The sequence below is a fragment of the Streptomyces sp. NPDC090021 genome, assembly GCF_044748225.1.
GTDB lineage: Bacteria > Actinomycetota > Actinomycetes > Streptomycetales > Streptomycetaceae > Streptomyces.
In genome coordinates this window covers 43,278-57,551 of the sequence record NZ_JBIVFO010000019.1, presented here as the reverse complement: position 1 = coordinate 57,551, position 14,274 = coordinate 43,278, and the positions used below count along the sequence as shown (strand labels likewise).

At 72.6% G+C, this 14,274-nt stretch carries 12 protein-coding genes; 7 read left to right on the top strand and 5 right to left on the bottom strand.

The window, feature by feature from the left end; genetic code table 11:
• The first annotated feature begins 107 nt into the window (after positions 1–107).
• A complete protein-coding gene (locus ACIPXC_RS17305; RefSeq protein ID WP_401618426.1) occupies positions 108–1,196 on the top strand; it encodes a WD40/YVTN/BNR-like repeat-containing protein in 1,089 nt (362 codons plus the stop codon).
• A gap of 329 nt (positions 1,197–1,525) precedes the next feature.
• On the opposite strand, the gene ACIPXC_RS17300 is transcribed toward ACIPXC_RS17305, so the two are convergent.
• Positions 1,526–1,825, bottom strand: a complete 300-nt coding sequence (locus tag ACIPXC_RS17300; RefSeq protein WP_392576817.1) for a YciI family protein — start codon at positions 1,823–1,825, stop codon at positions 1,526–1,528.
• 26 nt (positions 1,826–1,851) lie between these two features.
• Between ACIPXC_RS17300 and ACIPXC_RS17295 the strand changes: the two genes are divergently transcribed.
• Entirely contained in the window at positions 1,852–2,529 is a 678-nt protein-coding gene (locus ACIPXC_RS17295; RefSeq protein ID WP_401618423.1) for an endonuclease V, read from the top strand.
• A gap of 12 nt (positions 2,530–2,541) precedes the next feature.
• Here the strand turns inward: ACIPXC_RS17295 and ACIPXC_RS17290 are convergent, their stop codons facing one another.
• Both ACIPXC_RS17290 and ACIPXC_RS17285 read right to left on the bottom strand, forming a co-directional pair.
• Positions 2,542–3,741 carry a saccharopine dehydrogenase family protein gene (locus ACIPXC_RS17290; RefSeq protein ID WP_401618420.1) on the bottom strand — a complete coding sequence of 400 codons (1,200 nt, stop codon included), beginning with the start codon at positions 3,739–3,741 and terminating at the stop codon, positions 2,542–2,544.
• Positions 3,742–3,992: 251 nt separating this feature from the next.
• The gene (locus ACIPXC_RS17285) at positions 3,993–5,600 is read right to left on the bottom strand and encodes a PKD domain-containing protein (protein WP_401618417.1); all 1,608 of its coding nucleotides are present in this window, start codon (positions 5,598–5,600) and stop codon (positions 3,993–3,995) included.
• A 342-nt stretch (positions 5,601–5,942) separates the two neighbouring features.
• Between ACIPXC_RS17285 and ACIPXC_RS17280 the strand changes: the two genes are divergently transcribed.
• The 5 genes from ACIPXC_RS17280 (at position 5,943) to ACIPXC_RS17260 (ending at position 12,801) form a co-directional block, all read left to right on the top strand.
• Positions 5,943–7,100, top strand: coding sequence for a CaiB/BaiF CoA transferase family protein (locus ACIPXC_RS17280; protein ID WP_401618415.1), 1,158 nt, complete (start codon positions 5,943–5,945; stop codon positions 7,098–7,100).
• Positions 7,100–8,128 carry an LLM class F420-dependent oxidoreductase gene (locus ACIPXC_RS17275; protein ID WP_401618412.1) on the top strand — a complete coding sequence of 343 codons (1,029 nt, stop codon included), beginning with the start codon at positions 7,100–7,102 and terminating at the stop codon, positions 8,126–8,128. Before ACIPXC_RS17280 ends, ACIPXC_RS17275 begins: the two co-directional genes overlap by 1 nt.
• Before the next feature lie 12 nt (positions 8,129–8,140).
• The gene (locus ACIPXC_RS17270) at positions 8,141–9,283 is read left to right on the top strand and encodes an acyl-CoA dehydrogenase family protein (RefSeq protein ID WP_401618409.1); all 1,143 of its coding nucleotides are present in this window, start codon (positions 8,141–8,143) and stop codon (positions 9,281–9,283) included.
• Between the two features lie 88 nt (positions 9,284–9,371).
• Positions 9,372–10,586: an acetyl-CoA C-acetyltransferase gene (locus ACIPXC_RS17265; RefSeq protein ID WP_401618406.1), complete on the top strand. Its 1,215-nt coding sequence runs from the start codon at positions 9,372–9,374 to the stop codon at positions 10,584–10,586.
• A gap of 43 nt (positions 10,587–10,629) precedes the next feature.
• Positions 10,630–12,801 carry a 3-hydroxyacyl-CoA dehydrogenase NAD-binding domain-containing protein gene (locus ACIPXC_RS17260; RefSeq protein ID WP_401618403.1) on the top strand — a complete coding sequence of 724 codons (2,172 nt, stop codon included), beginning with the start codon at positions 10,630–10,632 and terminating at the stop codon, positions 12,799–12,801.
• Positions 12,802–12,912: 111 nt separating this feature from the next.
• Here the strand turns inward: ACIPXC_RS17260 and ACIPXC_RS17255 are convergent, their stop codons facing one another.
• Both ACIPXC_RS17255 and ACIPXC_RS17250 read right to left on the bottom strand, forming a co-directional pair.
• Positions 12,913–13,584, bottom strand: coding sequence for a 1,4-alpha-glucan branching protein (locus ACIPXC_RS17255; protein ID WP_401618400.1), 672 nt, complete (start codon positions 13,582–13,584; stop codon positions 12,913–12,915).
• A gap of 51 nt (positions 13,585–13,635) precedes the next feature.
• The gene (locus tag ACIPXC_RS17250) at positions 13,636–14,088 is read right to left on the bottom strand and encodes an SRPBCC family protein (RefSeq protein ID WP_401618397.1); all 453 of its coding nucleotides are present in this window, start codon (positions 14,086–14,088) and stop codon (positions 13,636–13,638) included.
• Positions 14,089–14,274 lie beyond the last annotated feature (186 nt).

Here is a 14,274-nt window from a genome sequence, read left to right as displayed (position 1 = left end):
GGCGGGGAGCTCCACAGAAGGGCCGGTTGTCGCTCACCCGACCGGCGGAGCGTGCCGTCGGACGCCCTCTGGGCGGCGGCTTTGAGGGTGCGTTAACTTCCGGCGCCATGAGACCTCTGGATGTTGGAATTGGCATGTGCGCGGCAATCCTGGCGGTCGGGGTGCTCGCCGGCCCCGCACACGCCGAAGAGCAGGGCCGGGCAACGGACTTACGGGCGGCCGGCTGGTCCCTGAAGGAGACCGGCACGACGGCCCGCTTCCGCGGACTCGCCGCGGTCAGCCGCACCACGGCCTGGGTCGCCGGCTCCAAGGGGACCGTGCTGCGCACGCTCGACGGCGGCCGTAGCTGGCAGGACGTCTCGCCTCCGAGCGCGGTCGCGGAGCAACTGGAACTGCGCGACATCGAGGCCTTCGACGCCCGGCGGGCGGTGGCCCTCTCCATCGGCGAGGGTGAGGCCTCCAGGGTGCTGCGCACCGAGGACGGCGGCGCCACCTGGGCCGAGACCTTCCGCAACCCCGACCCGCGCGCCTTCTACGACTGCCTGACGTTCTTCGACGCCCGGCACGGGCTGGCCATGAGCGATCCGGTGGACGGGAAGTTCCGCATTCTCGCCACCGACGACGGCGGCCGGCACTGGCGCGTGCTGCCCGGCGAGGGCATGCCCGAGGCGCTGCCGGGCGAGGCGGGCTTCGCCGCCAGCGGCCAGTGCCTGGTCAGCGCCGGCCCGCGCGACGTCTGGCTGGCCACCGGAGGCGGGGCGAGCGCACGTGTCCTGCACTCCGCGGACCGAGGCCGGACCTGGCGGGTGGCCGAATCCACCGTGCCGGCGGGCGATCCCGCGCGAGGCGTCTTCGCCCTCGCCTTCCGGGACCGTACGCGGGGCCTCGCCGTGGGCGGCGACTACCGCGCCGGCCAGGCTTCCCCGCAGGCCGCCGCCGTGTCCTCGGACGGGGGGCGCACCTGGAGCGGGGCGACGACCCCGCCGCCCGCCTACCGCTCCGGAGCGGCCTGGTACCCGTACAGCGGCGGGACGGCCCTCGCTGTCGGACCCACGGGCACGGACGTGACCACGGACGGGGGCCGCAACTGGCGTCCGCTGGACGCGGGTTCCTTCGACACCGTCGACTGCGCGCCCGACACGGGGTGCTGGGCGGCGGGGGAGAAGGGCCGGGTCGCCCGGCTGGAACGCCGCTGACCCGCAGCCGGCCGCCCGCCCTCAGGTGGCAGGCCGCAACCGGCGGTATTCCGTCCGCCGCCGACCGTCCCCGCTGCCTCCGGTGCCGCTGCCCCCGGTGCCATGGTGCCTCGGCGGCCCCGCGGGGCCCGCGGGGCCGAGGAGAACACCGCAAGGCGGAGGGGCGCCCGGGTGCGTTGACGTACCCGGGCGCCACGGCAACGCGGCGAGGTGCGGTGCCGTAGCTAGGTGCGGTGGCGCGGCGAGGTGCCGTAGCTAGGTGCGGTGGCGCGGCGAGGTGCCGTGCGGTGGCGCCGCAGGTCAGGCGGGACCCTGACGACACGGCCTGCCTAGCCGAGCGGGTTCTCCCGGACCGTCGCCAGGTCCGACGAGGTCTTCGTGGCGATGAACTCGGTGATGCGGTAGGCGCAGACGCCCGCGACCGCGAAGGGGTCCTCGGCCGCGATCCTCTCGATCTCGGCCCGGGACACCCCTCCGGCCAGGATGACGCCCCCCTCGCGCGGGACCTTGCGCCCCGAGGCGAGGAAGACTCCGGAGGCGTAGTAGCCGTCCAGCCAGGCGATGTGGGCATCCATCTGCTCCTCGACCGCTTCGAGGGGCGCGGTGTAGGAGAGCTCCATGACAAACATGATCGTCAGGCTACTCTCGGTCCACCATGACGAGTGTGAAGACCCCCGCCGACGAGGCCGAGGCCCGGGCGATACAGGACGAACTGCGCCATCACGTCGTGCTCGGCGAGTCCGGGCCGCCACCCGGCCGCGGGCTCGTGACCGGAGTGGACGTCGCCTACGACGACGCGCGTGACCTCGTCGCCGCCGCGGCCGTGGTGCTCGACGCCGCCACGCTGGAGGTCGTCGAGGAGGCCACCGCCGTCGGGCACGTCAGCTTCCCCTACGTGCCGGGGCTGCTCGCCTTCCGAGAGCTGCCGACGGTCCTGGCCGCCCTCGACGCCCTGACCGCCGGACCCGGCCTCGTCGTCTGCGACGGCTACGGCCTCGCCCACCCCCGCGGCTTCGGCCTCGCCTGCCACCTCGGGGTGGTCACGGGGCTCCCCTCCATCGGCGTCGCGAAGAACCCGTTCACCTTCACCCACGACGAGCCGGGCGCCCGGCGGGGCGACTCCTGCGCGCTGCTCGCCGCCGACGGGACCGAGGTAGGGCGGGCCCTGCGGACCCAGGACGCGACCAAGCCGGTGTACGTCTCGGTCGGGCACAAGGTGTCGCTCGACAACGCCTGCGCGCACGTCCTGGCGCTGAGCCCGCGCTTCCGGATCCCGGAGACCACCCGCCGCGCCGACTCGCTGTGCCGCAGGGCGCTGCGGGAGGCCTCCTGAGCCGGCCCGCCGTCAGCGGGCGTCGGCCACCCGGAAGGTGATACCCGCCTTCTGCAGACGGTGGATCAGGGCGTCGCCCATCGCCACGGCGGTCGTCACCTGCCCGGCGGTCTCCGGCAGGGCGTCGTGGGCCAGGCAGAGCGCCGACTCCGCCAGCATCTTCGCGGTCTCCCCGTAGCCCGGATCGCCGCCCGACACCTCGGTGAACACGCGTCGGCCGCCCCCCGCGCCCACGAACCGCACGGTGAACCAGCTGCGGGCCCGCCGCTCCGCGTCCGGTCCGCGGCCCGGCTCCCAGCGGTCCATGAGCCACCGCCGGGCGGGCGGCACCTGTGCCAGCGCCGCCGTCGCGCCCACCGCCGCCGCACCGACCAGCGCGACGGGCAGGTGCCGGACGGAGGCGTAGTGCCGGTAGCGGAAGTCCGGGCCGTAGCGCTCCAGCGCGGCCGCGGACCGGGCCACGATCCGCGGGTCCAGCGAGGGCAGCGGCAGCGCCCAGGTGCCGGTCTCCCGGCTGAACCGCGGCGCGCCCAGCGGCCCGCGCGCCCGGCGCCCCGACAGCCGGGGCTCCCGCAGCCGGCGGGCGTGCGCGGCCGCCAGGGTCTGCGGTCCGCGGCCCAGCGCGGTCAGGGCGGAGGCCAGGGTCCCGCCGGAGAAGAACGCGTTGGACCGCATGAACCCGTCGACCGTCAGCGGGACCCCTTCCGGCAGCTGCCGGACGGTGAAGTACGCGCCGAGGTCGGACGGGATCGAGTCGAAGCCGCACGCGTGGACCAGCCGGGCCCCGCTCTCGCGGGCCCGCGCGTCGTGCTCCACGTACATCCGGTCCACGAACTCCGGCTCGCCGGTGAGGTCCACATAGTCCGTGCCCGCCTCGGCGCAGGCGGCCACCAGCTCGGCCCCGTACCAGACGTACGGGCCCACGGTCGTGGCCAGCACCCGGGTGGACATGGCCAGTTCGCGTACGGTGGCGGCGTCCCGGGCGTCCACGCGCAGCAGCGGCAGCGCCGCGCACGCGGGATCGACCGCGGCCAGCCGCTCGCGCAGCCGCTCCAGCTTCGCGAGGTCCCGGCCGGCGAGCGCCCACCGGCAGCCGGCGGGTGCGTGCGCGGCGAGGTACTCGGCGGTCAGCGTCCCCACGAACCCGGTGGCGCCGAAGAGTACGACGTCGTAGGCCCGTTCCGGCCGGTCCTGCGGGACCCCTGCGTTCATGAGAGCTCCTCCAGTGGGTGTCGGGTGGCCGAGGCTAGCGCGGCGGTCCGGTGTCCGCGCGAGCGGGCGCCGGGAGGGGGTGGCGAGAACCGGTCCCGCGGCGGGAACCGTTCCGCGGCGGGAGCGGCCCGCCCGGATGACGGAGCCCCAGGACGACGGAGCCCCAGGACGACGGAGCCCCGGGACGACGGCGCCCCGGGAACGGCCGTGCGGCCGCGCCCGGGGCGCCGTGGGGTTGTCCTACCGGTGCATCAGCCCTGCTGGTAGAGGCCGAAGAGGTCGACGATGACGTCGATGTCGTCCCAGCCGCGGTTCCAGACGTCGATGATGCCGTTGCTGCCGGTGCTCGCCTGGACCAGGTTCGGGACGGTGGAGCCCTTCGTCCAGTTCAGGTTGGAGGAGTTCGGCGGCGTCGGCCAGACGTCCGAGCCGTTGATGTAGTCGTCCAGCGAGTTCGGGTCCGGGGTGACCGTGAGGTGCCCGTCGCCCTCGGGGTTGGTGACCGTGGTGTTGAGCACGAAGCCCGTGATGCTCGGGTCGTCGAAGGACAGCGGCATGTAGATGTAGCTCTGGCCCCACAGCTTCCCGTAGACCGGGTCGTTGGGGTCACGGGTGTCGAGCAGACGCTCCGGCGTGATCGGCCGGTAGGCGCTCGTGCTGTCGGTGCTGTAGTAGCCGACCACGTCGACGACGACGTCGACGCCCGCCCAGGCGCCGTTGAAGACGCTGATCCTGCCGTCCTGGCTGACGGGGACGATGACCGAGTTGGCGATCGTCTGGCCCGCGGTGAAGTTCAGGTTCGACGCGGTCGGGGTGGCGCCGCCGCCCGGGAAGACCGACAGGTGGCCGGCCTCCTTCGGGTTGGTGACCGTCACGTTCAGCGCCACGGCGCTGATGCCCTGGGGCACGCCGCGCAGGCCGCCGATCTGGGTGGAGAAGGTCTTCCGGCCGCCGAGCTGGCCCTTCGTCGTACCGAGGCCCTCGCGGGTGTCGACGAAGCGGGACGGGGCGACCGGCGTGTAACCGCTGGAGGCGGTCGTGGAGAAGTAGCCGGTGACGTCGGCGATCAGGTCGACGGGCTTGTCGCCGCGGTTGGCGATCTCGACGTAGCCGTTCTTGCCGACCGGCACGATGACCAGGTTCGGGACGGTCTGACGGGCCTTGTAGTTGACGTTCGACGTGGTCGGACGCTGGGTGCCCTCGGGGAAGGCGGTGATGTGGCCGTCGGCGGAGGTGTTGGTGACCGTGATGTTGAGGACCACGGCGGTGACGCCGGCGGGGATCGAGCCGTTGCCGCTGATCTTCACGCGGGTCGAGCTGTACGCCTTGACCGGGGCCATCGGCGCGCCGGTCCCGTTGCGGGTGTCCAGCAGGCGGGTCGGGGAGACCGGGGTGAAGTCCGAGCCCTCGGTGACGAAGTTGACCTCGTTGACGGCCGAGAGGTTGTTCGCGGCGTCCGTCACGGTCACCTTGATCGTGTACGAGCCGACCTCGGCGTAGGTGTGGGCCGTGGTCCGCTCGTCGGAGCCGTAGGCGTTGAAGACGTCCTGCTTCCCGTCGCCCCACTCGATGGTGACCTGCAGGGCGGTGTTCACGCTCGCGATGGTGGTGTCCAGCTCGATGCCGTGGGCCGTGGTGCCGTAGGCGGCCACGCCGACGGCGAGGTCCGCGTTGGCGTTGACGGACTGCATCTGCGGGGCGGCGGCCGCCCCGGTCTTGGCGGACGGCAGGGCCTTGCGGACCGTGCGGTCCGCGGGGCTGGTGAACGCGTGGCCCTTGGCCTTGGCGTCCTTGCCCAGGTCCAGGTCCGGCTTGGTGGTGCCGCGCACGTCCGGCTTGGCCGGATCTGCCTGGGCCACGCCCGGGATGAGACCAACGCCTGCCGCGAGGGCGGCAACGGAAACTACAAGACGGCGACGACGCACCGATCCCCCCATGTATCTGATTGAACGCTTGATCAGCTCGAAAGCGTGTTCAGAGTACAGACTCCCGGGACGATCCATCAGGGGTGGCCCCTCGATTTCCTCGCTGCGCGGGAGCCCGGATGCACCCCTGCCCGCCGATCCCGCCGGAGCCCGGCCCGGGGGCTTGTGCTCGGTGGAACACGTTCCTAGCATCACCGGTGTTACATCAGTTGTGTCACACAGCCGCACACCAGGCACACCAGGCATACCAAGCACACCGCAGACGCTGGGGGCTCGATGGCAGTGACAGGGAACGGGACCGGGACCGGGGTGGCGAGCGGCGACGGCCCGCTCGCCGGCGTGCGCGTCGTCGAGCTGGCCGGTATCGGCCCGGGGCCGTTCGCCGCCATGCTCCTCGCCGACCTGGGGGCGGACGTCGTACGGGTGGACCGGCCCGGCGGTGGCGGGCTCGCGGTCGATCCCGCCCACGACATCACCAACCGCGGCAAGCGATCCGTCCTCCTCGACCTCAAGTCCGCCGACGGGCCCGCCCGAGTCCTGGACCTCGTCGAGCGGGCCGACGTCCTCATCGAGGGCTTCCGCCCCGGCGTCGCCGAACGGCTCGGCGTCGGCCCCGCCGACTGCCACGCCCGCAACCCCCGCCTCGTCTACGGACGGATGACCGGCTGGGGCCAGGAGGGCCCGCTCGCGCACACCGCGGGCCATGACATCGCCTACATCGCCGTCACCGGCGCCCTCGGCATGATCGGCAACCCCGGCGAGCCCCCGGCGGTCCCGGCCAACCTGGTCGGGGACTACGCGGGCGGCTCGCTCTACCTGGTGATCGGCGTCCTCGCCGCCCTCCAGCACGCCCGGGCCACCGGCACCGGCCAGGTCGTCGACGCCGCCATCGTCGACGGCACCGCCCACCTCACCGCCATGATCCACGGGATGATGGCGGCGGGCGGCTGGCAGGACCGCCGCGGCGCCAACCTCCTCGACGGCGGATGCCCGTTCTACGGCACCTACGAGACCTCCGACGGCGGGTACATGGCGGTCGGCGCGCTGGAGCAGCAGTTCTACGACACCTTCACGGAGCTCCTCGGCATCGCCGACCGGGCTCCGGCCCGCAAGGACATCGCACGCTGGGGCGAACTGCGCGAGGCCGTCGCCGCCCGGTTCCGGACCCGTACCCGCGAGGAGTGGACGGCGGTCTTCGAGGGGAGCGACGCCTGCGTGGCGCCCGTGCTCTCGCTGCGCGAGGCCCCCGGCCACCCCCACCTCGCCGCCCGGGGGACCTTCACCGACATCGGCGGGACCGTGCAGCCCGCCCCCGCGCCGCGGTTCTCCGCGACCCCGGCCGCCGTCACCGGCGGTCCGGCCCTGCCGGGTGCGCACACCGAGTCGGTGGCCGCCGACTGGGACGTCCCGGCCCTGCTCCCGAAAGAGGCCTGATGGAACTGTCGATGATGCTGGACTACGCGGGCGATGATCCGCGACGGGCCGCCGACGAGGCGGCCGCGCTGGAGTCCGCCGGCCTCGACGCCGTCTGGGTGGCCGAGGCCTGGGGCTTCGACTCTCCGACGATCATGGGCTACCTCGCCGCCCGCACCGAGCGGATGAGGATCGGTTCGGCGATCATGAACGTCTACTCGCGCACCCCCGGCCTCATCGCGCAGACGGCCGCCGGACTGGACGCCCTCTCCGGCGGCCGGGCGCTGCTCGGCCTCGGCGCCTCCGGGCCGCAGGTCGTCGAGGGCTGGCACGGGAAGCCGTACGACAGGCCGCTCGGCCGCACCCGGGAGACGGTCGAGCTGTGCCGGCGCATCTGGCGCCGGGAGACGATCGACCACCACGGCATCACCGACATGCCACTGCCCCCGGAGAAGGGCGGCCGGCACGGCAAGCCGCTGAAGATCCTGACCCGCCCGGTGCGCGACACCATCCCCGTCTACATCGCCTCGCTCGGCCCGGCGAACGTGCGGCTGACCGCCGAGATCGCCGACGGCTGGCTGCCCACGCTCTTCATCCCCGAGAAGGCCGCGTCCGTGTGGGGCGGCCCGCTCGCCGAGGGGGCCGCCGGGCGCCCGCCCGAGCTCGGTCCGCTCCACACCGTCGCGGGCGGCCTGCTCGCGATCGGCGAGGACGCGGCCGCCGTACGGGAACGCGCCCGCCCGCAGATCGCCCTGTACGTGGGCGGCATGGGCGCGGTCGGCAAGAACTTCTACAACGACCTCGCCGTCGCCTACGGCTACGGGGACGCGGCCCGCCGGATCCAGGAGCTCTACCTCGCCGGCCGCACGCGCGACGCGGCGGCCGCCGTACCGGACGAGTTCTGCGAGCTGATGACCCTGTGCGGGCCCGAGGGGTACGTGCGCGAGCGTGTCGAGGCCTTCCGGGAGGCGGGCGTCACCATGCTCAACATCACCCCCGTCGGCCCCGAGTCGGCCCGCCTGATCGAAACCGTCAAGAACTGGCTTTGAGGAGCCCTTCCGATGAAGCGCCTGATCTTCGACGCCGACCACGAGGCGTTCCGCGAGACCGTACGCACCTTCCTCGCCAAGGAGGTGCTGCCGCACTACGAGCAGTGGGAGAAGGACGGCATCGTCAGCCGGGAGGCCTGGCGGGCCGCCGGTCGCCAGGGGCTGCTCGGGCTCGCCGTCCCGGAGGAGTACGGGGGCGGCGGGAACACCGACTTCCGCTACGCCGCCGTCATCGCCGAGGAGTTCACCAGGGCGGGTGCGCCCGGACTCGCCATCGGCCTGCACAACGACATCATCGGGCCGTACCTGACCTCGCTCGCCACCGAGGAGCAGAAGCGCCGCTGGCTGCCCGGCTTCTGCTCGGGGGAGACCGTCACCGCCATAGCGATGACCGAGCCGGGCGCGGGCTCCGACCTCCAGGGGATCCGGACCACGGCCGAGGACCGCGGCGACCACTGGGTGCTGAACGGCTCCAAGACCTTCATCTCCAACGGCATCCTCGCCGACCTGGTGATCGTGGTGGCGAGGACGACTCCCGAGGGTGGGGCGCACGGTCTGTCGCTGCTGGTCGTCGAGCGCGGCGCCGAGGGCTTCGAGCGCGGCCGCAACCTCGACAAGATCGGCCAGAAGGCGCAGGACACCGCCGAGCTGTTCTTCCGCGACGTGCGCGTCCCGAAGGAGAACCTGCTCGGCGAACCGAACGGAGCGTTCGTCCACCTGATGACCCATCTCGCGCAGGAGCGGATGGGCATCGCCATGGCCGGGATCGCCGCCGCCGAGCACCTGCTGGAGATCACCACGCGGTATGTGAAGGAGCGCGAGGCCTTCGGGCGTCCGCTGTCCAAGCTCCAGCACATCCGCTTCGAGATCGCGGAGATGGCCACCGAGGTCGCCGTCACCCGGGCCTTCCTCGACCGGTGCATCACCGACCACTCCAACGGCGAGCTGGACCACGTGCACGCCTCGATGGCCAAGTGGTGGGCCACCGAGCTCCAAAAGCGCGTGGCGGACCGCTGCCTGCAACTCCACGGCGGCTACGGCTACATGACCGAGTACCGGGTGGCGCGGGCCTTCACCGACGGCCGGATCCAGACGATCTACGGCGGCACGACCGAGATCATGAAGGAGATCATCGGCCGGTCCCTCCTCAGCTGACCCCCTCACCCGAAGCCCACCCGAAGCCCACCCGCAGCCCCGCCGAGGACCTTCCCAGGACCTTCCAGCACACCGAAAGGCTTGACCAGTGAGCACCGAAGCTTACGTATACGACGCGATCCGCACCCCGCGCGGCCGCGGCAAGGCCAATGGCTCCCTGCACGGCACCAAGCCGATCGACCTCGTCGTCGGACTCATCGACGCCCTGCGCGAGCGCAACCCCGGTCTCGACCCCGCCACCATCGACGACATCGTGCTCGGCGTCGTCGGCCCGGTCGGCGACCAGGGCTCCGACATCGCCCGTATCGCGGCGATCGCGGCCGGGCTCCCGGACACGGTGGCCGGCGTACAGGAGAACCGGTTCTGTGCCTCCGGCCTGGAAGCGGTCAACCTGGCCGCCGCCAAGGTCCGTTCCGGCTGGGAGGACCTGGTCCTGGCCGGCGGCGTGGAGTCCATGTCCCGCGTCCCGATGGCCTCGGACGGCGGCGCCTGGTTCGCCGACCCGATGACCAACTGGGACACCGGCTTCGTCCCGCAGGGCATCGGCGCCGACCTGATCGCCACCGTCGAGGGATTCTCCCGGCGCGACGTCGACGAGTACGCGGCCCTCTCCCAGGAGCGCGCCGCCGCCGCGATCAAGGACGGCCGCTTCGCGAAGTCCGTGGTCCCGGTCACCGACCGCAACGGCCTGGTCGTCCTGGACCACGACGAGTTCGTCCGCCCGGGGACCACCGCCGACACCCTCGCCAAGCTGAAGCCGTCCTTCGCGGACATCGGCGAACTCGGCGGCTTCGACGCCGTCGCCCTGCAGAAGTACCACTGGATCGAGAAGATCGACCACGTCCACCACGCGGGCAACTCCTCCGGCATCGTCGACGGCGCCTCGCTCGTCGCGATCGGTTCCCGCGAGGCAGGAGAACGCAACGGGCTGGCGCCGCGCGCCCGGATCGTCTCGGCGGCCGTCTCCGGCTCCGAGCCCACCATCATGCTCACCGGCCCCGCCCCGGCCACCCGCAAGGCCCTCGCCAAGGCCGGTCTGACGATCGACGACATCGACCTGGTCGAGATCAACGAGGCCTTCGCCGGCGTCGTCCTGCGCTTCGTCAAGGACATGGGCCTCTCCCTCGACAAGGTCAACGTCAACGGCGGTGCCATCGCGCTGGGCCACCCGCTCGGCGCCACCGGCGCGATGATCCTCGGCACGATCGTCGACGAGCTGGAGCGCCAGGACAAGCGCTACGGCCTGGTCACCCTCTGCGTCGGCGGCGGCATGGGTGTCGCCACCATCGTCGAACGCCTCTGAACCGTCCCTGTCCCCCGACCCCTCCGACACGGAAGTAGCGAACATGAGCGAGTCCACCACGATCCGCTGGGAACAGGACGAGAGCGGCGTCGTCACCCTGGTCCTCGACGACCCGGGCCAGTCCGCCAACACGATGAACCAGGCCTTCAAGGACTCCATCGCGGCCGTCGCCGACCGCGCCGAGGCCGAGAAGGACTCCATCCGCGGCATCATCTACACCTCCGCCAAGAAGACCTTCTTCGCGGGCGGCGACCTCAAGGACATGATCCGGCTGCGCCCCGAGCACGCGCAGCTCGCCTTCGACACCGGAACCGAGATCAAGCGGTCCCTGCGCCGCATCGAGACCCTCGGCAAGCCGGTCGTCGCCGCCATCAACGGCGCGGCCCTGGGCGGCGGTTACGAGATCGCCCTCGCCTCGCACCACCGCGTGGCCCTCGACGCGCCCGGCTCCAAGATCGGCCTGCCCGAGGTCACCCTCGGGCTCCTCCCGGCGGGCGGCGGGGTCACCCGCACCGTACGCCTCATGGGCATCGCCGACGCGCTGCTCAAGGTGCTGCTCCAGGGCACCCAGTACACCCCGCGGCGCGCCCTGGACAACGGCCTGGTGCACGAACTGGCCGCCACACCCGAGGAGATGCTGGCCAAGGCCCGCGCCTTCATCGAAGCGCACCCCGAGTCGCAGCAGCCCTGGGACGTGCCCGGCTACAAGATCCCCGGCGGTACGCCGTCCAACCCGCGGTTCGCCGCGAACCTCCCGGCCTTCCCGGCCAACCTGAAGAAGCAGCTGAACGGCGCCCCGTACCCGGCTCCGCGCAACATCCTGGCCTGCGCGGTCGAGGGCTCCCAGGTGGACTTCGAGACCGCGCTGACCATCGAGGCCCGCTACTTCACCGAGCTGGTCACCGGACAGACCGCCAAGAACATGATCCAGGCGTTCTTCTTCGACCTCCAGGCCGTCAACGCCGGCCGCAGCCGCCCGCAGGGCGTCGAGCCGCGGCAGGTCCGCAAGGTCGCCGTCCTCGGCGCCGGCATGATGGGCGCGGGCATCGCCTACTCCTGCGCCCGCGCGGGCATCGAGGTGGTCCTCAAGGACGTCACCGCCGAGGCCGCCGCGAAGGGCAAGGCGTACTCCGAGAAGCTGCTCGACAAGGCGCTGTCCCGCGGCCGGACCACCGAGGCGGGACGCGCGGAGCTGCTCGCCCGGATCACCCCGACCGCCGACGCCGCCGACCTCGCGGGCTGCGACGCCGTCATCGAGGCCGTCTTCGAGGACACCGCTCTCAAGCACAAGGTGTTCCAGGAGATCCAGGACGTCATCGCGCCCGACGCACTGCTGTGCTCCAACACCTCGACGCTGCCCATCACCGGACTCGCCGAGGGCGTCAAGCGGCCCGCCGACTTCATCGGACTGCACTTCTTCTCGCCCGTCGACAAGATGCCGCTCGTCGAGATCATCAAGGGGGAGCAGACCGGCGACGAGGCCATCGCCCGCGCCTTCGACCTGGTCCGCCAGATCAACAAGACCCCGATCGTGGTCAACGACTCGCGGGGCTTCTTCACCTCGCGCGTCATCGGCCAGTTCATCAACGAGGGCGTGGCGATGGTCGGCGAGGGCGTCGAGCCCGCGTCGATCGAGCAGGCCGCCGCCCAGGCCGGCTACCCGGCCAAGGTCCTCTCCCTGATGGACGAGCTCACCCTGACCCTGCCGCGCAAGATCCGCAACGAGAGCCGCAAGGCATTCGAGGCGGAGGGCCGGACGTGGACCGAGCACCCCGCCGACACCGTCATCGACCGGATGGTCGACGAGTTCGGCCGCCCCGGCCGCAGCGGTGGCGCCGGGTTCTACGAGTACGACGAGTCCGGCAGGCGCGCCGGCATCTGGCCGGGCCTGCGCGAGCACTTCGCCAGGCCGGGCCACGAGGTGCCCTTCGAGGACATGAAGGAGCGGATGCTCTTCTCCGAGGCCCTGGACACCGTCCGCTGCCTCGACGAGGGCGTCCTCACCTCGGTCGCCGACGCCAACATCGGCTCCATCATGGGTATCGGCTTCCCGGCCTGGACCGGCGGCGTGATCCAGTACATCAACGGCTACGAGGGCGGGCTCACCGGCTTCGTGGCCCGCGCCCGCGAGCTCGCGGAGAAGTACGGCGAGCGGTTCACCCCGCCGGCCTCCCTCGTGGAGAAGGCCGAGCGCGGCGAGACCTACGCCGACTGATCCGCCACGGACGTCCCCGGGCCCGCACGGTGGGCCCGGGGACGTGCTGCGGGCCCACCGGACGTGTTGCGGGCCCGGGGACGTGCTGCGGGCCCGCCGGACGTCCTGCGGTCAGCGCTCGGACGCGGCCAGGTGGGCGAACGGCCCGTGCTGCCGGGCGCCGTCCGGGGCCGACCAGTCGGCCAGTAGCCGTCCCGTCGCGCCGTCACCCTCGGGAGCGGGCCCCGGGCGGAGCACCCGGCACAGGGTCAGGGTCGACACCGGGCCCTCCTGAGCCGTCGGGCCCACGGTGACGAGGCTCGCGTCGTCGGTGTCCGTCACGGTCCCGGGGCCGGTCAGGCCCTGCGGCACCCCGGAGCCCTCGCTACGGACCTCGACCGTCGGGTCGGGGGCGTTGCTCGCGTTCTGGTCCTGGGCGGTCGTAAGGCCCGCCAGCAGGGCGAGCAACTGCTCGACCAGGACCACGTCGTGGGCCCCGTCGTAGATCCAGCGACGGCCCAGCACACCGTGCTCGGAGGTACCGATCAGGCCGTCCGCGGCGGACGCCAGCGGTACCCCGCGGTAGGTCATCGGGACCTGGTAGGCGACGGGGGAGTCCCCAGAGGTGTCGGTGACCACCATGAACTCGATGCCCACCTCGCCCTCGGGGTCGTCGAGCCGGAACCCTCCGGCCTTGGCAAGCAGGGGCGCGTCCCCGCCCCGGTACCAGGGCCTCGACGGCAACCAGGCGGCGATCAGTTCGAGCTTGCCGGGCGACATGGTGGTGCGGTGAATGACTGCCATGATCCATAAACTACCGGGGCGGCGCGGGTGCCGACCCGTGGCCGGCCCGGGTCACCGGGGAACGGCCGCGGGGTGTTCCCGGACGGCGATCCTGGCCAGTTTCGTCAGCATCATGCCGTTGCGCACGGCGACGAGGTAGTCCACCGGCAGCCCGTGCATACGGGTGCCGGGCCCCCGCAGCGGATGCCAGTCGAGGGTGAAGAGGGTGTTCCCTCCCCAGGGGGCCAGGTTCATGGCGATGCGGGCCGCGCCGAAGGGTTCGGCGCGGGCCTCCAGCTCCAGGCGCCGCTGCGGTTCGCAGACGCGGACGACACAGGTGTCGTCGAGGGTCAGCGGGCCGGCGCCGACGCGGACCCGCAGCCGGGCGCCCACGTCGGGCCAGTGCGGGTCCGCGGCCAGGACCTGCCGGGTTCCCGTCACCCACTCCCCGTAGCGGTGCCCGTCGGCCAGAAGGCGCCAGACATCGGCGGGCGGACTCAGGATCAGACGGCGGTTGCGCGCCACGGCGGTCACGTTCCTTCCGGTCGGCGGCCGGGCCGTCGTGCCGCCCTGCCCACCCCCACCCTCACGCCGTGCACCCGCGCCCGCAGTCCGGCAGACCCGAACGGCTGCCACCGACGGCTGCCTCGGACGCCGCCACCGACGGCTGTCCCGGACGCGGCCACCGACGGGTGTGCCGGACGCCTGTCA